Raw genomic sequence first — 23,129 nt, 5'->3', positions numbered from 1 at the left:
CCGGTTACGTCCCGGCGCACCCCGGTCCAGCACGGCGGAGCCGCCGGGCCCCGCCGGCCTAGGCGTAGGCAAGGCGGCCGAGGAGTTGTTCCAGTCCGAACCGCTCTTCGAGCTGGGCACGGTTGAGCTGGCCGTGGTAGTGCTCCTCCAGCAGCGGCATGAGCTCGTACTTCCAGATCCGGCGCAGTCCCTTGGGTGTCTGCGCGGACTTCTTCATGAAGTAGGAAGGCCCGATCATGAGGTCGCGGTCCCACTCGTCGATGGCGTCGTTCAACGCGTCCAGCAGCAGGGCCGGCGTCGTGTCCAGGTCACGGGCCTGGAGGAAGCGCAGCAGCGAGCCCTTCACCGGTTCCGTTTTCGGATGGAGCTCGATGAAGGAGAAGCGCCGCCGGATGGCAGCGTCCATCATCGCGATGGAACGGTCCGCGGTGTTCATGGTGCCGATGATGTAGAGATTGTCCGGCAGGGTGAACGGCTCGTTGGGGCTGTACTGGAGGTAGATCCGGTCATCACGGTATTCGAGCAGGAAGTACAGCTCGCCGAACACCTTTGCCAGGTTGGCCCGGTTCATCTCGTCGATGATCAGGAAGTACGGCTTGCTCTCGTTGCCGGGCTTGGCGGCCTCCTCAGCCAGCCGCCGGAGCGGGCCGGCCACGAGCTTGAAGGACACCTGGCCCTCGTCCGTCTTGTCCGGTCGGAAGCCCTCGAAAAAATCCTCATAGGCGTACGACGGGTGGAACTGGACCAGCTTGACCCGCTCGTCGGTGGTGTCGCCGGCGAGCTCGGCGGCCAAGTGCTTGGCAAGGTAGGTCTTGCCGGTCCCGGGCGGACCGTAGAGGACCAGCTGCCGGTTCTCTTCGAGCAATTCGGCGATTTCCTGCAGCGGCTCCAGGTCCATGTGCAGGGAGGCGGCGAACTCCGGCGTCAGCGGCCGGAATCCGTCACAGACAGGTACGACGACGTCCGGCTCCGCGGCTTCGTCGGCATCGGCTTCCGCTTCAGCCGGCAGGAGGGCTTCAAGCGACTGGATCACGCGGGTGATGTCCACGATGTTGCCGGATGTGGTCAGCTGCCGTTGCACGTGCCGGGGCAGCCCGGTGGCGTCGTGTTCCTCATCGAACCAGCGGACCTTGCGGCGGAGCCGGCGGTTGTCCTGCCCGTGTTCGGGTTCGCCGAGCACCACGCCGATCCGGACTTTGCCCGAGCTCTGGTAGAGCGCCAGGTCGCCCGGCTTCATGACGGTCAGGAAGGCGAACACGGCGGTTTTGGTGTCCTCGCGCTCCACGTAGCCGAGGTGCTTGTAGTCCTCGTCGACAGCGTTCTGGACGAGCCCGGCGGTGACGCCGGGGTCCAGCAGGCGGAGATGTTCGACGTCGAGCGTCACCGCTTCCTCGTCCCGCCACTCCGCCAGCAGCTCGGCGTTGTCGTGGTGCGTGCGCAACAACCAAGCCCGCCGGCCTGGGTCCCCGACCTTCCGCCACTGGCTGACCAGCTGGCGGGAGTACCAGTCGATGCGCTGCCCGGCCTGCTGGTCCAGGTGCAGGCGGATGCGGTGGATGTCCGCCGAAACTTCCTCGTCGCTGTCCCCCTTGGCCCCGCCGACCAGGGACGCGAAGGCGTCGCGGATTTCCTGGCGTTCGACGTCGGCAACAACGGGTTCGAAGTAGCTCGGCCAGACCAGGAACTCGATGCTGCGGCGGATGGCCGGCTGGTCATCCGGGGTCCCGGCCACCAGTTGGTGGAAGGCCAGCGGGTCTTTCACCGCGGCTTGGACGACGTGGGCCGGCCGCTGGGCGACGTGCCGCACGAAGCGGCACAGCCACTTCAGGTGGTCCCAGATGGTCCAGTTGAATTCCGCGGTACGGTCACGGATGACCCCGTGGTCCGTCATGCCGGCGTAGAGCTCGTCGGGGAGCTCGAGCGGCGGCTCCAGCCAGGACGCGGCCTCGGCGACGCGGGCGCGCTTGACCTTGAGCGACTTGACCTCGTGGGCCAGCGGCAAGGACTGGAGGAACAATAGCTCCACCGCCAGCTGCTTGGCACCGCGCGTGGCGTCTTCCAGGTTCTGCCGCAGGTTGGTCATCATCGGCGCCTTGGGGTCGGCAACGCCCCGTTCGAGGCGTTCCAGCAGCTCCGTGGCGGCGGGCACGGACCACGTCTTGGTCCGGCCGTCCAAGGCGGACGCCTTGCCGAGTAACCCCGGGCCCAGCACGAACCACGCCGCGTCTTCAATCTCCTTGGAGATACCGAGGGCACGGTGCAGGGCAGGCTTTTTGGATGGGGTCATACGTTCAATTTACAGGTTTAAGCTGAACGCGCGCATTTAACGCCGCCCCTAAGCTACCGCGCAGTAGATATCAGCCCTGTGGTCCGCCCGTGACTATTTCATGGCGGGGGAACGCCTGACGCCGAAGGTGAAGTAGGACCCGGGCCCGATGAAGTTCACCAGGGTGGCGACCCTCCACATCGCCTTGCTGCCGCGGATTTCCGAGGCGGGCCGGCGCGTAATGTCCCGTTGTGCTGCATAGAGCAGCGTCAGCTGGACTATCGCGCCGACGATAGTCCCGACCTTCGCCTTCGGCGAGAGCTCGTTCCACGTCTTCTTGCGGGGGTGCCGCTTGTGCATGTTGTGGTGCATATTCTTGCCCATGCCCTGGTGCAGGTTTTTGCCCATATTCACAGTGACCACGCCTCCTAATGCGTCGGGATTGTTCATTCTAGGAGTCATGCCAACGCCGCGGGTAGGGCTATTGGACCGGGTGGGCGCGGGTGTAGGGGGCCAGCCGCTCCTTCTGTTCCCCGGTCAGCCGCAGCACCCGCCCGGTGGCCTCATCAACGAACGCCAGATGGCTTGTCGCCCGGACGCAGTCCTCCCGGGTGACGGGATCCTGCACCAGGTAGTGGATGTCGAAGCTGGCGCCCTTGACCGCCCCGATCCACAGCTGGACCACGGCCGGCACGTTCCGGTATTCCAGCGTCCTGACGTACCTGATCTTGTGCTCGACCACCAGCGCCAGGGTCCCCGCCGGGATGTCGTTGAAGAGCGACACCAGAGGTTCGGTCCCGGGCAGTCCGGGCCCGCGGGGCGGGCCGAACGCGGCGATCCGCGCTTCCTCCAGGATCCGGACAATCTGGACGTTGTTGATGTGCCCGTAGGCGTCCATGTCGCCCCAGCGCATCGGAACTTCCACTTCGAGCCGCCGGCTTTCCGTGCCCGCCCCCTCCCCGGCTGGCCCCTCCACGGCCGGGCCTTCACCGGCGCGGGGCGCGGCGGCGCTCAGCTGTGCACCGCCGTCGCGTCTTCCGCGGCATCCGTCAGGGCCGCGTCCGCGTCTTCCCCGGCGAACTGGGACATGTACAACCGGTAGTAGGCGCCCTGCAGCGCCAGCAGGCGGGCGTGCCGGCCCTGCTCGACAATCCGTCCGGCTTCCATGACCAGGATGGTGTCCGCGTCCCGGATGGTGGAGAGGCGGTGGGCGATCACGAAGCTGGTGCGCTCGGTGCGCAGCGCAGCCATGGCCTTTTGCACCAGGGCTTCGGTGCGGGTGTCCACCGAGCTCGTGGCCTCGTCCAGGATTAGCAGCGACGGGTTCGCCACGAAGGCCCGGGCGATGGTGATCAGCTGCTTTTCGCCGGCGCTGACGTTGTTGCCTTCCTCGTCAATGATCGTGTTGTAACCGTCCGGCAGGGCGCGGACGAACCGGTCCACGAAGGTGGCCTTGGCCGCTGCCATGATCTGTTCTTCCGTGGCGTCCAGCTTGCCGTAGCGGATGTTCTCGTAGATGGTTCCGCCGAACAGCCACGCGTCCTGGAGCACCATGCCGACCTTGGCGCGCAGCTCCGACCGGCTCAGCCGGGTGATGTCCACCCCGTCCAGGGTAATGCGTCCGGCGTTGAGCTCGTAGAAACGCATCACAAGGTTGACCAGGGTGGTCTTGCCCGCCCCGGTCGGTCCCACGATCGCCACGGTGTGCCCGGGTTCGGCGGTGAAGGACAGGTCCTCGATCAGCGGCTTGTCCGGCGAGTAGCTAAAGGTGACGTGCTGGAACTCGACATGGCCGTCCGTCTTGGCCGGGAGGTGCTCGGTGGCGGTCTCGGCGTCCTGTTCGTCGGCGTCGAGGAATTCGAAGACCCGTTCGGCGGACGCGACGCCGGACTGCAGCATGTTGGCCATGCCGGCCATCTGCCCCAGCGGCTGGGTGAACTCGCGCGAGTACTGGATGAACGCCGTGGCGTCACCCAGGCTCATGGCGCCTGATGCCACCCGCAGGCCGCCGACGACGGCGATCCCCACGTAGCTGAGGTAGGAGATGAACTGCATGACCGGCATGATCATGCCGGACACGAACTGGGCGCCGAAGCTGGCCCTGTAGAGTTCCTCGTTCCGCTCGTCGAAGCGGGCCAGCATGTCGGCGTCGCGGCCGAAGACGCGGACCAGGTCGTGGCCGGAGAAGGATTCCTCGATCTGGCCGTTGAGCTCTCCGGTGTTCTTCCATTGGGCGGCGAAGAGTTTCTGGCTGCGGGCGCCGATCATGCCGGCGGCCACCCCGGAGAGCGGGAGCGCGACGAGTGCGATCAGGGCCAGCTGCCACGACACGATGAACATCATGATGACGATCCCGATCACCGTCAGGGCCGAGTTCACCAGCTGCGCGAATGCCTGCTGGAGCGCCTGCTGGATGTTGTCGACGTCGTTCGTAACGCGGGAGAGGATGTCGCCGCGCTGGCGGGTATCGAAGTAGTTCAGCGGCAGCCGGTTGAGTTTCTTCTCGGTGTCGTCGCGCAGTGTGCGGACCACGCGCATGACCAGCACGTTCAGGACGTAGCCCTGCAGCCACAAGAAGATGTTGGCGACGAAGTACATCACCAGCACCACGCTGATGAGGAACGCGAGCTTCTGGAAATCGACGCCGGCGCCGGGCACCACATCCATCCTGGCCAGCATGTCGGCAAAGTTGTCCTGGCCCTGGGCGCGCAGGCCCGCGATGAACTGGTCCTTGGTGGCCCCTGCCGGAAGCTGCTTGCCAACGACTCCGGCGAAGATCACGTCCATCGCCTGGCCCAGGATCCGCGGGGCGATAACGTTCAGGACGACGGCGACCGTCACCATGGCGAGGACCGCGATGATGCCTGCGCGCTCGGGCTTCAGCAGCCCCATGAGCCGCTTGGCCGAGGGCCAGAAGTGCTGGGCCTTCTTGGCCGGTACAGCGCCGAACATGCCGCCGTCGGCTTCGCCGGGCGTGTACTCCTCCTCGAGGAAGTCCACGTCTGTCACCTCGGCCGTGGTGGCCCCGCCAGCTGCGGTGTGCGGTGCTGTCCCGTCCGGGGCCTGGGCGGGCGGGCTGGAGACTTTCTCGTTGGTGCTCATGCCACTGCCTCCGCGCTCAGCTGGGATTCGACGATTTCCTGGTAGGTGCTGGAGTTTTCCAACAGTTCCTCATGTGTTCCGCGGTCCACGATCCTGCCGTCGTCCAGCACGAGGATCTGGTCCGCATCGGCGATGGTGGACACCCGCTGGCCAACAATGATGACGGTGGCGTCGGCTGTCTTGGCCTTGAGTGCGCGGCGGAGTCTGGCGTCGGTGGCGACGTCGAGGGCGGAGAACGAGTCGTCGAACAGGAAGACTTTGGGTTCGGTCACGAGGGCGCGGGCGATGCAGAGCCGCTGGCGCTGCCCGCCGGAGACGTTGGTGCCGCCCTGGGCGATCCGCGAGTCGAGGCCGCCCTTCTTGTCGCGCACGAAGTCCGCGGCCTGGGCAACGGTCAGCGCCTCCCACAGGTCCTCATCCGTGGCCTCGGGCTTGCCGAAGCGCAGGTTGTGCTCAATGGTTCCGGAGAACAGGTAGGGCCGCTGCGGCACCATGGCGACCCGCTGCGTGATCTCGGCCCGGTCCAGGTTTGTGACGGGGACGCCATCGAGCAGGACCTCCCCCGAATCGGCGTCGTAGAGCCGCGGCAGCAGGGCCAGCAGGCTCGACTTGCCCGCGCCGGTGGAACCGATGATCGCGACCGTCTGGCCGGGCTCGGCCGTGAAACTGATGTTGCTCAGCACCGGCGCCTCGGCGCCGGGGTAGGCGAAGGTGACGTTCCGGAACTCCACCCGGCCGGCCTTTGCAGCGGGCGCCACCGGGGTGAGCGGGGCGTGGATGGAGGGTTCGACGTCGAGAACTTCGCCGATCCGGTCGGCACAGACCGAGGCACGGGGAATCATCATGGCCATGAAGGTGCCCATCATGACGGCCATGAGGATCTGCAGGAGGTACTGCAGGAAGGCCGTCAGGGAGCCCACCTGCATCTCACCGGCATCCACGCGCTGGCCGCCGAACCACAGCACCGCGGCGGTGGAGATGTGCAGGATCATGCCGATGGCGGGGAACATCAGCACGAACAAGGATCCGATCTTCAGCGAGACGTCGGTGAGTTCCTTGTTGGCGGCGCCGAAGCGCTCGGCCTCGTGGGGCTCGCGCACGAAGGCCCGGACCACGCGGATGCCGATGATCTGTTCGCGCAGGACACCGTTGAGCCGGTCGATCTTCTGCTGCATGGAGCGGAAGAGCGGCATGAGGCGGACCACGAGGTAGCCCACCACCACCACGAGCAGGGGCACCGCGACCCAGACGAGCCAGGACAGGTTGAGGTCCTCGCGCAGGGCCATGACGATGCCGCCGATGCACATGATGGGCGTGGCCACCATAAAGTTCAGCGCCATGAGCATGAGCATCTGGACCTGTTGGACATCGTTGGTGCCGCGCGTGATCAGGGTGGGGGCCCCGAAGACGTTGACGTCCCGCGCCGAGAAGCTGCTGACCTTGCGGAAGACGCCCCGGCGCAGGTCCCGGCCGAAGGCCATCGCGGCCTTAGAGCCGAAGTAGACCCCGGCGATCGCGGTGGCCACCTGGATCAGGGCGACTCCGAGCATCACACCGCCGGTGCGCCAGATGTAGTCCGTGTCGCCGCGGGAGACGCCCTCGTCGATGATCTGGGCATTCAGGCTGGGGAGGTACAGCGCCGCGATGGTCGAAGCGAGCTGAAAGACGACCACAGCCGCAATGTATGGCAGATACGGCTTGGAATAGCGCCGCATAAGGGTGACGAGCATGCCCACGAGTCCTTTGGAAGACCGAATGATACGAAACCGGATACTGCGCATCTGGTTACTGCGAACAGTGACCGTTGACCAGATGACCGATGACGAGATGACCGATGATGAAGTGCGTTGGAGAGCTAATGGGAGACTAACCCGCAGGTCCGACAGCAATAGCGATCCAACTCTACGAAATCCCCCGCCCGGGTGGAACACGGGACACCGAAAATCATCCAATCGGTGTATTTTGACGCTTGCCAGCACATGAGAAGACCCCGCGGCGCCCTGGGGGCGGCCGCGGGGCCTCGAGGTTCCGGCGCTACCGGTACCCTTCACTTACTCCGTGCGGTGCCGGCCGTGCGTGGCGATGTAGTCGGCAGCCGCGCGCTGCATCTTGCGCTGCTTGGCCAGGTGCCGGCGGACGGCCGTGAGCTCCTTGGCAACCCGGGCCTGTTCCTCGGCAATCGCACGCTGCTCCGCAGCCTGCTCGTAGACGGCACGCAGCGCCTCGGCCAGCTGGAGCTGCTGTTCCGCCAGCAGTTGCTGCGTCTGCAGCAGCACGGGTACCACGTCGGCGGGCTCCGGCCGGTTATCGGCTACGAGGGTCCGGGCCCGCTGACGGGCGCCTTCCCGCTCCGCACGCTGCGCGCCGAACTCGTCCGGACGGGATGCCGGGTCCGAAGCCAGACCGGCCTCACGGCGGGCGGCGTCCGGAAATCGGGATTCGGCACGCTCCCGGCTGAGCACCTCGATGAATTCCCGGTCCAGGTCCACGATGCCGGTTCCCTCGGCGGACGAGGCGAGCTTGACGGCGTCGTCCGCGCTATTCCGCGAGGTGTGCCCCAAAGCAGTCGCTGAAGCACCTCCGGCGGCGGCTGCCGCGGCGTCGGCGGCCGCGTCTCCTGCGTGCCCGGCAGGTTCCGGCCGGATATCAACCGTGCGGCGCAGGGGGCGTTCCTTGATGAACAGGATGGCCACCAGGGCCACGAGGCCGACGATTGCCGCGATCGTGAAGACTTCGGCGATCGCGTCGCCGTAGGCGGCCCGCATGATGTCGCGGATCGGTGCCGGCATGTCCTTGAGGTCCATGCTGGCCCCCGAGGATCCCGCCGGAACCTTGATCCCTGCGGCCGCGAGCCCCTCCACCGCGAGTTCCTTGACCCGGTTGCCCAGGACGGCACCCAGGACCGAGACGCCGATGGCGCCTCCGAAGGACCGGAAGAAGGCGACAGAGGCGCTCGCCGTGCCGATGTCCTTGGCCTGGACCGTGTTCTGCACGGCGAGGACGAGGTTCTGCATCAGCAAGCCCAGGCCGATGCCGAGGATGGCCGTGTAGATGCCGGTCAGCCACAGGTCAGTGGTGTGGTCCATGGTACCGGCCAGGCCGAGGCCTCCGGCCAGCAGGATGGAGCCGGCGATCAGGTACCGCTTCCACTTGCCGGTGCGGCTGATGAGCATGCCGGAGGCGACGGATCCGATGAGGTTGCCCGCGATCATGGGCAGTGTGAGCAGGCCGGCTTCCGTGGGGGTGGCACCGCGTGCCACCTGGTAGTACTGGCCCAGGAAGGCCGAGGAACCGAACATGCCCACGCCGACGGCCACCGAGGCGAGGATGGCGAGGGCGGTGGTCCGCTCCGAGATGATCTTGAGCGGGATGATGGGCTGGGCCACCCGGGATTCCACCAGCACCAGCAGACCCAGGAGCAGGACACCGCCGCCCACCATGGCGACCGTCTGCCAGGACCACCAGTCGTAGTAGTCGGGGTTGCCGGCAAAGGAGACCCAGATGAGCAGCAGGCTGACGCCGGAGGTCAACAGGATGGAGCCGAGCCAGTCGATCTTGGCGGGGCGCTTGACGTGCTGGATCTTCAAGGTGACCTGCAGCAGGATGAGCGCGACGACGGCGAGCGGGACGCAGACGAAGAACGTCCAGCGCCAGCCCAGCGGGCTGTCCACGATGAAGCCGCCGAGCAGCGGGCCGCCGGCGGTGCCCACGGCCATGACGCCTCCCATGTAGCCGGAGTACTTCCCGCGGTCACGCGGCGGGATCATCGAGCCGATGATGGCCTGGGCCAGGGCGGTGAGTCCACCCAAGGCGATGCCCTGGATGACGCGGGCGGTCAGCAGCAGCGGGATGGTCTCGGACAGGCCGGCCATGACGGAGCCGGCCACGAAGATCACGATGCTCAGCTGGACGAGGATCTTCTTGTTAAAGAGGTCCGCCAGCTTGCCCCAGATCGGGGTGGTGGCCGCGTTGGCCAGGAGCGCTGCGGTAATTACCCAGGCGAAGTCCGTCTGGGTGCCGTGGAGCTCGGACATGATGGTGGGCAGCGCGTTCGTCACGATCGTGCTGCTCAGGATGGCGGTGAAGAAGGCCGCCAGCAGCCCCGTGAGAGCTTCCATGATCTGGCGGTGGGTCATTGCCGCAGGTTCTGCGGCGGGCTGGGATGCGCGGGGCGCCCCCCGCTGGATGTCCGACGGGGCCGGGGACGGCCCTGTGGCGGCGGCGTGGCTGGCCATATATCTACTCCTCAACAATTTCGGTCGTATTCGTGGGTCCGGCCGTCGTTGCCCGGGCTGAGGTCCTGAGGGACCCAGCAAGTTTCTTCAGGGTGCGTGCCGTCAGTTCGACGTCGTCCTGGCTCCAGTCCTGCAGCAGGTCCTGGATGGTTGCCGTGCGGTGGTCTTCGATGAGGCGCAGCTTGTCGGCGCCGGCGGCCGACAGGGCGATCAGTTGCGCGCGGCCGTCCTCGGGGTCCGGCCGGCGGACCACGTAGCCCTGTTCCTCGAGTTCGGCGATGTGCCGGCTGAGAACCGGGGCGCTGACGCCGAGCCGCTCCGCAAGATGCGTGGCCCGGGATTCGCCCTCCCCCACAAAGCGGAGAACTCCCTGCAGCGCCACTCCGGTGTCCTGCCCCCGCAGGTTGGCGGCGGCCACGCAGCGGACAGCGCGTTGAAGGTCGAAGATCTGGTAAACGAGTTTGGCTGCAGCGTTGGATTCAACTGACACGATGGACACCCCTCTTTTGTTTGCCCTAGGCAACTATATCGCAAAATGGTTACTTTGGGAAACTAACCCTAGTGAGCCGTCGCTTTGGCCCTCCCTTTGGGGTGCCCTGTGAGGTGCCCGTGGGCGCCGTGCCGCGGCCCACGAGGACGCTTAAACAGCAAACGCGGACCGCCGGGTCCGCCCCTCGCAATGAGGGGCGGATCCGGCGGTCCGCGCTGTTGGGCGTTGCTGCCGTGGAGTGCTGTGGTGGTGCCGTTTTCCTGCGGAGGGACGGCAGGCCTGTTTAGGTGGCCAGGTGGGTGGGGCCGAACATCTTGAGCAGCGTTTCGACCACGACGACGTTGGGCCCGTCCGCGGCAAACCCTGCCTTGAGCGCGTCCCCGACGTCCTCGGGGGCGACCCGGACGGCCGGGACGCCGAAGGCCTCGGCGAGCTTGACGAAGTCAGGCCGGGCCAGCTCGGTGGCCGTGGCCTTGCCGAAGGCGCCGACCATGTATTCGCGCAGGATGCCGTAGCCGCCGTCGTCCACGATCAGCCAGGTGACCGGGACATTGTGCTGCTTCGCGGTGGCTAGCTCGGAGATGGAGTACATCGCCGAGCCGTCGCCGGAGACGGCCAGCACCCGGGCCGAACCGCCGGACTTGCCCGTGGTTTCCAGTCCCACGGCGCCGCCGATCGCCGCGGGGAAGCCGAAGCCCAGCCCGCCGGCGCCCTGCGCGGAGTGGAATTGGCCCTCGCGGGCGTCCCAGCAGCTCCAGGCCCAGTAGGCCGAGATCGTCATGTCCCAGAACGTCTGCATGCCCGCGGGAACGGCCTCGCGGATGTCGGCCATGAAGGCCAGTTCCTTGGCCAGGTCCTGGGATTCCAGCCGTGCCTTGACCTTGGCCAGGGTGTCCTTGACCAGGGCCTCGGGGGCTGTGCCGTGCCAGTCGGCGCGTTCGCCGTGCGGTTCGGTCAGCGCCTCGTCGAGGGCGGCGAGGGCCTGCCCGGCATCGGCCCGGATGCCCAGACCGGGCCGGTTGGATTCCAGGACCCGGGGTTCGGCGTCGATCTGGATGATCCGGCCGCGCGGTTCGAAGGTGAAGTAGTTCGAGGTCACTTCCCCAAGCGAGGAGCCGATCACGATCAGGACGTCGGCGTCCTCGAGCAGCTCGGTCATGTACCGGTCCTCGATCCAGGCCTGGAGCGAGAGTTCGTGGTTCCAGGGGAACGCGCCGTTGCCGCCGGGCGTGCAGATCACCGGCGCCCGCAGCTTTTCCGCAATCGAGAGCAGGGACTTCTCGGCCCGGCCGCGGCGGGTGCCGCCGCCGGCGATGATCGCGGGACGCTCCGCCGTCGAGAGCCACTTCACGGCCTCGCGGACCAGCTCCACCCGGGGCGGGTTGTCCGCGGCCTCGGCCAGCGCATCCTCCACCGGGGGCACCATGATGGGGTCCAGCAGGACGTTCTGCGGGATTTCCAGCCACACGGGGCCCTGCGGCGAGGAGATCGCCTCGGTCCAGGCATCCTGGATGGCCGAAGGAATGCCGGAGGCGTGCTGGATCAGCCGCTGGGACTTGGTGACGTTCGCGGCCGAGGCCTTCTGGTCATCGAGCTGGTGCAGCATGCCCTTGCGCCGGGCGCCGAGGCCCTCCAGCGGGATCTGGCTGGCCACGACCACCATGGGCACGCCGGTGGCGTAGGCCTCCTGCAGCCCGGCCAGGGACGTCAGCGCGCCCGGACCGGTGGAGAGGAACAGGACTCCAACCTCGCCGGTGGCGCGGGAGTACCCGTCCGCGGCGAAGGCCGAGTTGTTCTCGACCCGGGAGGAGACGAAGTGCAGGTTTCCGCGCCCCATCGCATCGAACAGGCCCAGGGCATGCTGGCCCGGGATGCCGAAGACCGTCTTGGCGCCCAGCGCCTCGAGGGTCTCGACGACGAGGTCCCCGCCGTTGCGCACGCCGGTCACTTGGAAGACGCCGGGGTAGCGACAGTGGCACCGAAGCCTGCGGCGCGGCGGGATTCCTGTCCGAGGGCCTGGGCGGCGTAGCCGTTCGGGGCGCCGAAGCGGTTGCCCTCGACGGCGCGGTCCGCCATCAGGGTCACGAGCTCGTAGGCGACGTGGCTGGCCGCGACACCGGTGATCTCGGCGTGGTCATACGCGGGGGCGACCTCGACGACGTCGGCCCCCACCAGGTTCATGCCGCGGAAGCCGCGGATGATTTCCAGCAGTTCGCGGCTGGTGATGCCGCCGGCTTCCGGCGTGCCGGTGCCCGGCGCGTGCGCGGGGTCAAGGACGTCGATGTCCACCGAAATGTAGAGCGGGCGGTTGCCGATCCGGTCCCGGACCTTGGCGACGGTTTCCAGGACGCCCTGGTAGTAGACGTCCGCGGAGGTGACGATGCCGAAGCCGAAGCGGTGGTCGTCGTCGAGGTCCTTCTTGCCGTAGAGCGGCCCGCGGGTGCCGATGTGGCTGATGGCCTCGGTGTCGAGGATGCCTTCCTCGACGGCGCGGCGGAAGGGGGTGCCGTGCGTATACTCGGCGCCGAAGTACGTGTCCCAGGTGTCCAGGTGCGCGTCGAAGTGCAGCATGGCAATCGGCTCGCCCGCGCGCTCAGCGGCGGCGCGCAGCAGCGGCAGGGCGATGGTGTGGTCGCCACCGAGGGTCAGCAGCTTGCTGCCGGCCGCCGTCAGGTCCAGGGCGTTCTGCTGGATGGTTTCGATGGCCTCGTTGATGTTGAACGGGTTGACGGCCATGTCGCCGGCGTCGGCCACCTGGATGGTCTCGAAGGGGCTGACGTCCCAGGCCGGGTTGTACGGCCGCAGCAGCCGGCTGGCTTCACGGACGTGGTTGGCACCGAAGCGCGCACCCGGACGGTAGGAGACGCCGGAATCGAACGGCACGCCGACGACCGTGACGTCCGCCTTGGCCACCTGGTCAAGCCGCGGCAGGCGGGCATACGTGGCAGCCCCGGCATAGCGCGGGATACGGGATGAATCGATGGGGCCAAGGTTGCCATTGGCCTCGATGCGCAGCTCTTCCAAAAGAAGCCTCTCCTCCGAGGATTGAACGACGGTTGTGACAGCCATCATACACTTGGAGTTTCATGCTGCGCATCATTTGTTTACCATGTACCTTCGGGCCACTCCGGGTCCGCGAGGGGAGCCACCCCCAACCGGAGGGCTCCCCTCGGGGGCCGATCCCCAACCGGGCCGGGCCCCAGCCGGGCGGCGACGGGCCGGGCGCGGGGTCTGGAGCGGGGCGGGCGCTTCAGGCGATGGCCGAGGCGCCCCGCTCCCCTGTCCGGACCCGGACGGCGTCGCGCACTTCCATGATCCAGATCTTGCCGTCGCCGAAGCGGCCCGTCCGCCCGCCTTCCTCGATGGCGGCCATGACGCCGGCCAGGGCGTCCTCGTTGACCAGCACTTCCAGCCGCGCCTTGGGCAGCAGGTCGGAGCTGTATTCGGCGCCCCGGTAGACCTCGATATGGCCGCGCTGCCGGCCGTAGCCGCTGGCCTGGCTCACTGTCAGGCCGTTGACTCCAAACCGCTCCAGCGCCGCACTGACGGCGTCGACCCTGTCCGGCCGCACAATGGCCGTAACGAGCTTCATGTCGACACCCGGCCCCGGGCGGCCTCACTTTCGGCCTCCGCTGGAGCCTGAACCTGCGCCGGGGCCTGCGCCTGGGCCTGAGCGTGCGGGGCGGGGTCGGGGATGGCATGCGGGCCCGCGGGGTGGAAGCTGCCGCCGACCATGAGGAGTTCGTAGGCCGTCTCGGCATGTTCTGTCACGTCGATGCCGGAGAGCTCGTCGGCCTCCGAGACGCGCATGCCGATGGTCTTGTGGATTGCGAAGCCAATCAGCAGGGTCATCACGGCACTCCAGGCTGTGACAATCAGCGCGGTGAGAATCTGCGGCCAGAACTGCGCCAGGCCGCCGCCGTAGAACAGTCCGCCGCCGGTCTTGGCGGAGGGAAGCGCGAAGAAGCCCAGGGACAGGGTCCCCCAGAGGCCGCCGACGAAGTGCACCGCCACGACGTCCAAGGAGTCATCCAGCCCGATCTTGAACTTCAGCCCGACGGCGAGCGCACAAACGGCGCCCGCGACGGTGCCGATCAGGATTGCCCCGACGGGGTCGATGAACCCGCAGGCCGGGGTGACGGCCACGAGTCCCGCAACAGCACCAGAGGCGGCGCCAAGCGACGTGGCATGTCCGTCGCGCAACCGCTCCACGAACAGCCAGCCGAGCAGGGCGGCACTGGTGGCAAGCAGCGTGTTGGTCCACGCGAGGGCGGCCGTGGCGTCGGCGGCGAGTTCCGAGCCGGCGTTGAAGCCGAACCAGCCAAACCAGAGGAGGCCCGCGCCGAGCATGACAAACGGCAGGTTATGCGGGCGAATGTTGGGGTCCTTCATGAAACCAAGCCGCTTGCCGAGCACCACCGCCAGCATGAGGCCGGCCATGCCGGCGTTCATGTGGACCACTGTGCCGCCAGCGAAGTCGAGGGCCGAGATCTTGCTGCCGATAATGCCGGTGGGTCCGAAGATGCCGCCGCCCCACACCCAGTGGGCGATCGGCGCGTAGACGAGCGTGACCCAGAGCCCGGCAAAGAGGAGCCAGGGGCCGAACCGGACGCGCTCGGCCACGGCCCCGCTGATCAGCGCAACGGTAATGATGGCGAACGTGGCCTGGAACCCGATGAACACCATGTCCGGCAGGCCGGGCGCCTTGGAGCCAATGCTGGTGGTCAGCCCGCTGAGGCCGAAGTTCGTGAAGGGATCGCCGATGAACCCGCCCAACGTGTCCGGCCCGAAGGCCAGGCCGTAGCCCCAAAGGGCCCAGACGACGGCCACCACGCCCATGGCGCCGAAGCTCATCATCATGATGTTGAGGACGGATTTCATTCTGACGAGCCCGCCGTAGAAGAACGCGAGCCCAGGGGTCATCAGCAGGACGAGAGCGGACGCGGTGAGCATCCACGCCGTCGATCCCGGGTCAAGGACCTGGGGATCAACAGCCATCCCTACTGCAAGAACGGAGAAATTCATTGCGGGAGCCTTCCTCGAGTGCCGGCGCTCCGAGGGCGCCGATTCGGCGAGACCATGTGACGAACTTGGGACTGTTAGACGTCCCCCCGCAGATGACGCTACCCACGGGGTGTTTCAGGGAAGCTGTCCTGTTTTTGCGAGCACGTTACGGGACGGGCACGGGGATGAATTTCCTGTTTCCGGCACATTTCCAGAATGTGACGAACATCTCACCATTCACGGCCCGCTGCTCACTGCCACTGCCACCCACGACTCGCCGCCATCCACAACTCACTGCGATCCAAGACTCACTTCTCAAGGGCCGACCGACGCTCCTTCCCGGTTGCTTCCCCGCCCACTTCCGGGCCGCCCCGGGATGTAGGGTTCGTGCCGGCCGCGGAGCCGACCCCGGGCCCGGCAACCGGGAAGGAACGCAGCCAGCGACCGCCGTCGGGCGCCCAAACCGCCGAATTGCCGGCACAGCCCGATACCCACATAGCCCCATCGCCGCCTTCCGCGATCCAGGCCGACCCTGTGGACTGGCGCCATGGACCCCATCAACTACCTTGCACAACTCGGCGGAGTCGCCCGGACCGGCCAGCTCCTGGCCGCGGGATACTCCCGGACGGACATCGCCGGGCTGACGAGTGCCGGGGCGCGCCAGCCCAGGCGAGGAGTGTTCGCGCTCCCCGAGTGCCAGCCGGAGCTCGCTGCGGCCATCCGGCACAATGCCCGTGTCACCTGCGCCAGCGCGGCCGGGCACTACGGCCTCTGGCTCAGAGAAATCCCGGCCCAGCATCATCTGGCCTGCAACCACGGCCACGGATCCGGCTTCATTAGGCACAGGACCATCAGGTTCGATGGCCCTGCCCAGCTGCCAGTGGCCGCGGTCGAGGACGTTGCGCTGCATGCCCTGTCCTGTTTGAGGCCGCCCGCATCGACAGCACTGGCGACGTCGGCCATGCGCTTGCACGGCATTCCCCTCGAATTGCTGAAGGCCCAGCTCATTGGCGACCGGTCGGGTCCGGTGCTCCAGGCCCTGCGACAGCTGGATTTGCGCGCCGAATCAATCGTGGAGGTCGATGCCCAGCACCTCTTCACCACGCACGGAATTGGATTCGATACCCAGGTCCGGCTCCCCGGAATCGGCCGGGTCGACTTCCTGATTGAGGGATTCCTCATCGTGGAAGTGGACGGTTACGCATTCCACTCCAGCCGCGAGGCCATGCGCGTGGATCTGGGACGCAACAACGCCTCCGCGGTCAACGGGTTTGCCGTGCTGAGGTACATGCCGGAGCACATCTGGCTTGAGCCGGAGCGTGTCATCGCCGATATTCGGGCCGTGCTGAGCCGGACCCCGCACAGCATTCCGTGACGTTAGAGCATTCCGTGACGTTCCTGCCCAGTTGCCGCCGGGTACACGAGGACCGCCCGCTGGATTCCGGGACCGGGCGCCGGCCCGCAGCCCGCGCCGGCTTAGCAACCGGGAAGGAGCGCAGCGGCAGACCGCCCCGCCCGGTCAGCCCGGGCCCATCCCAGCCCAGCCAGCCCGCAGCCCGCAGCCCGCAGCCCGCAGGATGCTAGCGGCTGGCGGCCGGGACGAGCACCCACAGCACCTCGACGGCGTCGTCCGTGGGGTTGACCCAGGTGTGGGGTTCCCGGCCCGGGAACGTCACGGTGTCCCCCGCACTGAGCTCGAATTCCTCGTTGGTGAGGATCAGCCGGATACTTCCCTTGACCACGTGCAGGACGTCGACGTCGCAGTCCACGGCATAGAGCTCGGACTCGCCGCGACCGCGCGGCTCAATGACTGCCTGGATGATCTGGACCCGCCGCTCGGAGCGCGCGGTCAGGAGGCGCTCGACGATCCCCTCGCCCCCGAGGGAGATCCGGGGGCCCTCGTTCTGCTTGGTGAGGTGGGTTTCGGGGGCGGCGAAGAGGTCGCCGATCGAGATCGACAGGACTTGGCACAGGGTGACCAGGGAGGCGACCGAGGGCGAGGTGAGGTCCCGCTCCACCCGGCTGAGGAATCCTTTGGTGAGCCCTGTGGCGTCGGCGACCTGCTCGATGGTGAGCCGCTGTGACTGCCGGGCGGCGCGGATCCTTGAACCGATGGCAACGGGAACGTTGCTCGGTTCAACGGGTAGAGCCTTCATATAGGAACCTTTCACGGCCGGCCGCTTGGCCCCATCATTGGAGCAATCCTAGCGGGAACAAGCCTTCGTGACGCGGATGCGGTGAGGACGGCATTGCGCCTTGACTGTTACCGGGATCACAACATACTGTTTGGCAACATGTGTTGCCTATTGGGCAATACCGGAGGTTCCGACGGACATCCTCCTCGTACCCGTCACGCAGCAGCAGACTTGCCGAACGCACCGTTGAGGCCCGGCAATGCCCGCGCACGCTGCCAATCAGCTCCAAGGAGCCTTTTATGGACGCTAGTTTCGTCAACATCGCCATTGTGGTGGTGTATCTGCTCGCCATGCTGGCGTTCGGATGGTGGGGCAAGTCCCGCACCAAGAACAATAGCGACTTCCTCGTCGCCGGCCGCCGGCTCGGCCCGTTCCTCTACACCGGCACCATGGCCGCCGTCGTCCTCGGCGGCGCTTCCACGGTCGGCGGGGTGGGCCTGGGCTACAAGTTCGGCATCTCCGGCATGTGGCTCGTGGTCGCAATCGGCTCCGGCGTCCTGCTGCTGAGCCTGCTCTTCGCCGGCACCATCCAGAAGCTGAAGATCTACACCGTCTCGCAGATGCTGACCCTGCGCTATGGCAGCAACGCCACGCAGACCTCCGGCATCGTCATGCTCGCCTACACGCTGATGCTCTGCGCTACCTCCACCGGCGCCTACGCCACCATCTTCGTGGTGCTCTTCGGCTGGGACCGGTGGCTCGCCATTGCCATCGGCGGGGCGATCGTGCTGGTTTATTCGACCATCGGCGGCATGTGGTCCATTACGCTGGCCGACCAGGTCCAGTTCGTCATCAAGACGGTGGGCATCTTCCTGCTGATGCTGCCGTTCACGCTGAACGCCGCCGGCGGACTCGACGGAATCCGTGCCCGTGTTGACGCCAGCTTCTTCCAGATCGACGGCATCGGCGTCCAGACGATCATCACCTATTTTGTGGTGTACACCCTCGGCCTGCTGATCGGCCAGGACATCTGGCAGCGAGTGTTCACGGCCAAGACGCCTGAAGTGGCACGTTGGGGCGGTGCCACGGCCGGTATCTACTGCATCCTCTACGGTGCCGCGGGCGCCCTGATCGGCCTCGGCGCCCGGGTGGCCCTGCCGCAGATCGACGTCAAGGCACTCGGCAAGGACGTTGTCTACGCCGAGGTCGCCACCCACCTGCTGCCCATCGGCATCGGCGGCCTCGTGCTTGCCGCCGCCGTGGCCGCCATGATGTCCACCGCCTCCGGCGCCCTGATCGCGGCCGCCACCGTGGCCCGCGCCGACGTGCTGCCGTTCGTCGCCGGCTGGTTCGGCAAGACCGTCAACACCGATGACTCCGACAACCCGGAACACGACGTCAAGGCCAACCGCATGTGGGTTCTGGGCCTTGGCGTCGTGGCAATCGTGATCGCCATCATCACCAAGGACGTCGTCGCCGCCCTGACCATTGCTTACGACATCCTTGTGGGCGGCCTGCTCGTGGCCATCCTCGGCGGCCTGGTCTGGAAGCGCGGCACCGGCGTTGCCGCCGCGGCATCCATGGCCGTCGGCTCGGTCATCACGCTCGGCACCATGATCATCCTGGAAATCAACGCCGAGGTTCCGCTGGACGGCATCTACGCCAACGAGCCGATCTACTACGGCCTCATCGCCTCAGCAGTGGTCTACATTGCTGTGTCGCTGCTGACCAAGCCGACGGATCCCGCGGTCATGCAGAACTGGCACCGGCGGGTCGCCGGCCTCGCGTCCGAGGACGAAAAGACTCCTGTCCTGACCCATTAGGATTCTGACAGCCGGGTAAAGGTCGACGGCGGCGCTCCCCTTTCCGGGGGCGCCGCCGTCGGCGTTTAAACGACTAGGGCGAATAAACGATTAGGGCGACCCAAAAGCGGGCCGGAAAGTCACTCCTTTTCCTCCGGTTCAAGGAATTCTTCCCCTTCCAGGGGCACTACAGGCGTCTCGTCGCCTAGGAAGTCGTCCGCGTCCAAGGGAACGAGGCGGTCGGCCTCCTCGAGAATTTCCTCTTCCTCTGATTCCTGGGCTGCACTGACGGGCGCGTCCTCGGCGTAGTCGTAGGCGGGATCGGATTCGAGGGAATCCCGGGCCGGCTGGATGGGGTGTGATCCGGTGCTGTCCATGATGCAACCTCCGTGTGACAGGGGTGGCGGCAAGGGCCTGGAGAGCCCGCCCTGGGTTTCATTCGAACACCGCGAGCGCGGCCGGTCAAGGGCTCACCATTGCTTCCGGAACCTGTCTGTCAGACACCCCGCCGGAGCAGCCCAATTACGGGGTCCCTAAACTTTGCGCTGAGGATGACCGGCCGGAAATGCGCGGAATTACGGGGTACTCTGGATTCGCAATGGGGCCGGACCATGCCCGACCAAATCCAGGAGTTTTCGTGTCTCAGCACACTGAATCGGATCACGACGATTCTCAGCAGTATCCCCCTGCACACGCCCCTTCCGGCCGCACCGAGCCAAGGAGCGCCCCGCCGCAGGCCCCCGCCCCGGGCGCCGCTCCCGGCTCGACGCCTTCCGCGTCCGCTTCGACGCCCTCGACGCCCGGTTCGACGCCGGCCTCGACGCCAACCGCCGCGGACATCAAGCGCTGGCGCCAGTACCTCGCCGATGAACGCGCCGAGGCCGCCGTCTACCGCCATCTTGCCAAGAACCGCAGCGGCGAGGAGCGCGCCATCCTGCTCGCACTGGCCGAGGCCGAGGGGCGCCACGAGGCCCACTGGCTCCAGCTGCTGGGCGAGCACGCCGGCAAGGACCGGCACGCCTCACTCCGGAGCCGGTTCCTGGGCTTCCTGGCCCGCCACTTCGGCTCGGTTTTCGTCCTGGCCCTCGCGCAGCGCGCGGAGAGCCGGTCCCCCTATGCCACGGACCCTTCCGCCACGCCGGCCATGGTTGCCGACGAGCAAATCCATGAAGAAGTGGTCCGCGGACTGGCCACCCGGGGCCGCAACCGGCTGGCGGGAACTTTCCGGGCCGCCGTCTTCGGCGCGAACGATGGGCTGGTCAGCAACCTCTCCCTCGTCATGGGCATGGCAGCCTCCGGCGTCGGAAATCAGGTGGTGCTCCTCAGCGGTGTAGCCGGGTTGCTGGCCGGGGCGCTCTCCATGGGTGCCGGCGAATTCATTTCCGTGCGGTCTCAGCGGGAACTCCTCGCCGCCACCCGCCCCACCCAGATCACTCTGGCGGCGGCCCCGCTGTTGGATATCGAGCACAACGAACTCCTGCTCGTGTACCTGGCCCGCGGCATGTCCCGGGAAGCCGCCGAGCACCGCGTCGCGGAGCGCATGGGTCTGCTGGAGTGCGACTGCGATCCGAGCCTGTCCCTGCAGCCGGAACTGCCCGAAGCCGAGGACCAGCATGAGGCTGTCGGCACGGCGTGGGGTGCCGCGGCGTCGAGCTTCTGCTTCTTCGCTTCGGGCGCGATCGTGCCGATCATCCCGTTCCTGTTGGGCATGACGGGACTTGCCGCGCTGGTCGCCTCCGCCTCCCTCGTCGGTCTGGCCCTGCTGCTCACCGGCGGCATCGTCGGCCTGCTCTCCGGCACGTCCCCGGCCACCCGCGGCTTCCGCCAGCTGGCCATCGGCATGGGCGCCGCCGGTGTCACCTACCTGCTGGGCATGGTCTTTGGTGCCGTGGTCGGCTAGTGGACGGTCCTGAATTCAGGGACCGCGGGCCGCGGCACAGCCGGTCCGCCACGGCGCTGAGGGTCGTCAGGAACCTTGCCGCCGCCGCCGTGATCGCCGGGGCCGCTTTCTTCGCGGCCGGCTTCATCTACGGCGATCCCCGCTTCACCGGGCTCTTCGAGGTCACCCGGGGAGCGGGGCACAACCCGGGGTACATTTCACAACCGAGCCAGCCCGGCCCGCAGGTGCGGCCGCGGTCCGGCCAGGTGTCGGGCCAGCCGGCCGTGCCGGACAGCGAATCCCACACGGACACTCCCCCGCCGGGGCTGGAGGAGCAGGACAAGCCCCTCAGCACACCCCGGAAGCCGGACGTCGCCAGTACTTCGTACAAGTTCCTCGCAACGAACGGCGACGGCAGTCCGGTGGGCTACTCGCCGTGCCGGCCGTTGCACTACGTCGTCAATGCCGCCCTGGCACCGCAGGGCGCCGAACGGCTCGTGGGAGACTCCATTCGGACGATCTCGCAGGCCACCGGGATCACGTTCATCAATGACGGGTCCACCAACGAGGCGCCCTCGCCAACCCGTGCGCCCTACCAGAAGGAGCGCTACGGGGACCGGTGGGCGCCCCTGCTGATTGCGTGGACCACGCCGGAACAGGCCCCGCGGCTCAAGGGCGCGGTAATCGGCGTCGGGGGCAGCACCCACTTCAGTTTCGGCGACGGGCCAAAGAGCTTCGTCACCGGCAGCCTGGAACTGGATGCGCCGCAAATCGCGGAAGGCCTGGACCGGGCCGAGGGCGCAGCCTACGCCACGGCCGTGATCCTGCACGAGCTCGGCCACGTGATGGGCCTGGAGCACGTCGATGACCCGACCCAGCTGATGTACCCGGAGATCGGGTCCCCTGCCGGACTGGCGGCCGGCGACTTGAACGGGCTCTACGAGCTCAGCCACGCCCGGTGCCGCAAGGACCTCTAGCTCGACAGCACAGTGCCACTAGCGTGCCAGCACGTCCAGGGCTTCCTCCACGGTGTCGACCAGGAAGATCCGTTCTTCCATCTGGCGGCCGGAAGCCAGGCTCTGCAGGAGAGGCCAGGCCGGGAACCGCCGCAGCCAGTGCTCGTGCCCCACGAGCACCATGGGCGTGACGGTTTCCGCGGCGCCGTAGTAGTTCTCACAGGCGTCCTGGAAGATTTCCTGCACCGTGCCGCCGGAGCCGGGCAGGAAGACGATGCCGCCGTTGCACAGTTCCAGCAGGATCGCTTCCCGGATGGCGTTCGCGAAGTACTTGGCCACATGGGTGGCGAAGAAGTTGGGCGGCTCATGACCGTAGAACCACGTGGGAATCCCCAGCGACGGGGTGCCCCCGGGATGGCGTTCGACGACGGCCGCGGCCGCCCGTGCCCAGGCAGACACCGACGGGCGGAAGGACGGCACCGCGGCCAGATCGGTCAGGGCCCGCCGGAACTCCAGCTCCGGGGCCTCGCTGAGGAAGGCGCCCAGATTGGCCGCCTCCATGGTCCCGGGGCCGCCGCCGGTGGCCACCACCCTGTTGTTCCGGGCCAGCAACCGGCCCAGCAGTGCGGCTTCTTCGAAAAGGGCTGTGCCGCGGCGGGCCGCGTGCCCGCCCATGACCCCCACCATCGTGCGGCCCGCGCAGAGGTCCGAACGCGTCAGATCGTCGAGGGCGCTGCCGATCGCGTGGTCGTGCAGGGCCGCGGCCAGCGTCGCCTCCAGACGGTGCCGCTGGCCCGGCCGGATGCTCCACTGATACACCCGCGCGTCGAGCGTGTCCTCATAGCGTGACGCGGCGATCCCTGCATACAGTTCGTGCGGCGTGTACAGCTGACTGCGGTACGGGTTGAACGGGACGGCCTCAAGCCGGGGAAAGATGAGGGCGCCGCGGCCGCGCAGCGAATCCTCCGCGCCGCCGTCGAACGTGCAGCCCAGGAAGATTGCGCCCTGCGGGTCCAGCGCCTCCAGCTGCCCCCGGCGGCCGCGCAGGTCCAGCGACTGGACATGCCAGCCCTGCATGGTGCGCGTCCCGGCCGCAACAAGCCGGTCGAAGACGGCGAGACTTTCGACCTCCAGGGTGCGGGGGCTGGGATGCAGGCTGCGGGCGGCGCTCATGGAGCCAGCCTAGACCGCGGCCCCCGCCGCTCCCCCGTTGCGCCATCACTCTTGGCGGTCATTCCCCGGTTTTGGGGCCCAGAACTG

18 protein-coding genes are annotated in these 23,129 nt (G+C 67.4%); 4 read left to right on the top strand and 14 right to left on the bottom strand.

Annotated elements, in window-relative coordinates; genetic code table 11:
- Window positions 1-58: 58 nt before the first annotated feature.
- The 11 genes from AB4Y72_RS08255 to AB4Y72_RS08205 form a co-directional block, all read right to left on the bottom strand.
- Window positions 59-2,287 (bottom strand): McrB family protein, encoded by a 2,229-nt coding sequence (locus AB4Y72_RS08255; RefSeq protein ID WP_441425670.1) that lies wholly within the window; start codon window positions 2,285-2,287, stop codon window positions 59-61.
- Window positions 2,288-2,380: 93 nt separating this feature from the next.
- Window positions 2,381-2,689 (bottom strand): hypothetical protein, encoded by a 309-nt coding sequence (locus AB4Y72_RS08250; RefSeq protein ID WP_441425669.1) that lies wholly within the window; start codon window positions 2,687-2,689, stop codon window positions 2,381-2,383.
- A 58-nt stretch (window positions 2,690-2,747) separates the two neighbouring features.
- Entirely contained in the window at window positions 2,748-3,179 is a 432-nt protein-coding gene (locus AB4Y72_RS08245) for an acyl-CoA thioesterase (protein ID WP_441425782.1), read from the bottom strand.
- Between the two features lie 98 nt (window positions 3,180-3,277).
- A complete protein-coding gene (locus tag AB4Y72_RS08240; RefSeq protein ID WP_441425781.1) occupies window positions 3,278-5,218 on the bottom strand; it encodes an ABC transporter ATP-binding protein in 1,941 nt (646 codons plus the stop codon).
- Between the two features lie 146 nt (window positions 5,219-5,364).
- On the bottom strand, window positions 5,365-7,098 hold the full coding sequence (locus tag AB4Y72_RS08235) for an ABC transporter ATP-binding protein (RefSeq protein ID WP_441425668.1): 1,734 nt from the start codon (window positions 7,096-7,098) through the stop codon (window positions 5,365-5,367).
- A gap of 321 nt (window positions 7,099-7,419) precedes the next feature.
- Complete coding sequence (locus AB4Y72_RS08230; RefSeq protein WP_441425667.1) at window positions 7,420-9,504, bottom strand: MDR family MFS transporter; 2,085 nt, start codon at window positions 9,502-9,504, stop codon at window positions 7,420-7,422.
- 103 nt (window positions 9,505-9,607) lie between these two features.
- Window positions 9,608-10,093: a MarR family winged helix-turn-helix transcriptional regulator gene (locus AB4Y72_RS08225; RefSeq protein WP_441425666.1), complete on the bottom strand. Its 486-nt coding sequence runs from the start codon at window positions 10,091-10,093 to the stop codon at window positions 9,608-9,610.
- Between the two features lie 283 nt (window positions 10,094-10,376).
- The gene (locus AB4Y72_RS08220; protein WP_441425665.1) at window positions 10,377-12,041 is read right to left on the bottom strand and encodes a thiamine pyrophosphate-binding protein; all 1,665 of its coding nucleotides are present in this window, start codon (window positions 12,039-12,041) and stop codon (window positions 10,377-10,379) included.
- A complete protein-coding gene (speB, locus tag AB4Y72_RS08215; RefSeq protein ID WP_441425780.1) occupies window positions 12,038-13,117 on the bottom strand; it encodes an agmatinase in 1,080 nt (359 codons plus the stop codon). The genes AB4Y72_RS08220 and speB overlap by 4 nt, the downstream gene beginning before the upstream one ends.
- Before the next feature lie 226 nt (window positions 13,118-13,343).
- Window positions 13,344-13,685 carry a P-II family nitrogen regulator gene (locus tag AB4Y72_RS08210; RefSeq protein ID WP_441425664.1) on the bottom strand — a complete coding sequence of 114 codons (342 nt, stop codon included), beginning with the start codon at window positions 13,683-13,685 and terminating at the stop codon, window positions 13,344-13,346.
- A complete protein-coding gene (locus AB4Y72_RS08205) occupies window positions 13,682-15,118 on the bottom strand; it encodes an ammonium transporter (RefSeq protein WP_441425663.1) in 1,437 nt (478 codons plus the stop codon). Before AB4Y72_RS08205 ends, AB4Y72_RS08210 begins: the two co-directional genes overlap by 4 nt.
- Before the next feature lie 526 nt (window positions 15,119-15,644).
- Between AB4Y72_RS08205 and AB4Y72_RS08200 the strand changes: the two genes are divergently transcribed.
- Window positions 15,645-16,472, top strand: coding sequence for a DUF559 domain-containing protein (locus AB4Y72_RS08200; protein ID WP_441425662.1), 828 nt, complete (start codon window positions 15,645-15,647; stop codon window positions 16,470-16,472).
- Window positions 16,473-16,677: 205 nt separating this feature from the next.
- On the opposite strand, the gene AB4Y72_RS08195 is transcribed toward AB4Y72_RS08200, so the two are convergent.
- Window positions 16,678-17,253 (bottom strand): helix-turn-helix domain-containing protein, encoded by a 576-nt coding sequence (locus tag AB4Y72_RS08195; RefSeq protein ID WP_028275626.1) that lies wholly within the window; start codon window positions 17,251-17,253, stop codon window positions 16,678-16,680.
- 278 nt (window positions 17,254-17,531) lie between these two features.
- Here AB4Y72_RS08195 and AB4Y72_RS08190 point away from each other — a divergent pair, with 278 nt between their 5' ends.
- Window positions 17,532-19,055: a sodium:solute symporter gene (locus AB4Y72_RS08190; protein WP_441425661.1), complete on the top strand. Its 1,524-nt coding sequence runs from the start codon at window positions 17,532-17,534 to the stop codon at window positions 19,053-19,055.
- Window positions 19,056-19,174: 119 nt separating this feature from the next.
- On the opposite strand, the gene AB4Y72_RS08185 is transcribed toward AB4Y72_RS08190, so the two are convergent.
- On the bottom strand, window positions 19,175-19,411 hold the full coding sequence (locus AB4Y72_RS08185) for a hypothetical protein (protein WP_441425660.1): 237 nt from the start codon (window positions 19,409-19,411) through the stop codon (window positions 19,175-19,177).
- Window positions 19,412-19,671: 260 nt separating this feature from the next.
- Here AB4Y72_RS08185 and AB4Y72_RS08180 point away from each other — a divergent pair, with 260 nt between their 5' ends.
- Both AB4Y72_RS08180 and AB4Y72_RS08175 read left to right on the top strand, forming a co-directional pair.
- Window positions 19,672-20,934: a VIT1/CCC1 transporter family protein gene (locus AB4Y72_RS08180; RefSeq protein WP_441425659.1), complete on the top strand. Its 1,263-nt coding sequence runs from the start codon at window positions 19,672-19,674 to the stop codon at window positions 20,932-20,934.
- Window positions 20,934-21,890 (top strand): matrixin family metalloprotease, encoded by a 957-nt coding sequence (locus AB4Y72_RS08175; RefSeq protein ID WP_441425658.1) that lies wholly within the window; start codon window positions 20,934-20,936, stop codon window positions 21,888-21,890. Before AB4Y72_RS08180 ends, AB4Y72_RS08175 begins: the two co-directional genes overlap by 1 nt.
- Window positions 21,891-21,908: 18 nt before the next feature.
- On the opposite strand, the gene AB4Y72_RS08170 is transcribed toward AB4Y72_RS08175, so the two are convergent.
- Complete coding sequence (locus AB4Y72_RS08170; protein WP_441425657.1) at window positions 21,909-23,042, bottom strand: LOG family protein; 1,134 nt, start codon at window positions 23,040-23,042, stop codon at window positions 21,909-21,911.
- Window positions 23,043-23,129 lie beyond the last annotated feature (87 nt).

Origin of the sequence: Arthrobacter sp. YAF34 (assembly GCF_052113245.1) — a bacterium.
In the GTDB taxonomy this organism is placed as follows: Bacteria; Actinomycetota; Actinomycetes; order Actinomycetales; family Micrococcaceae; genus Arthrobacter.
This window is presented reverse-complemented; position numbering and strand designations above follow the sequence as displayed.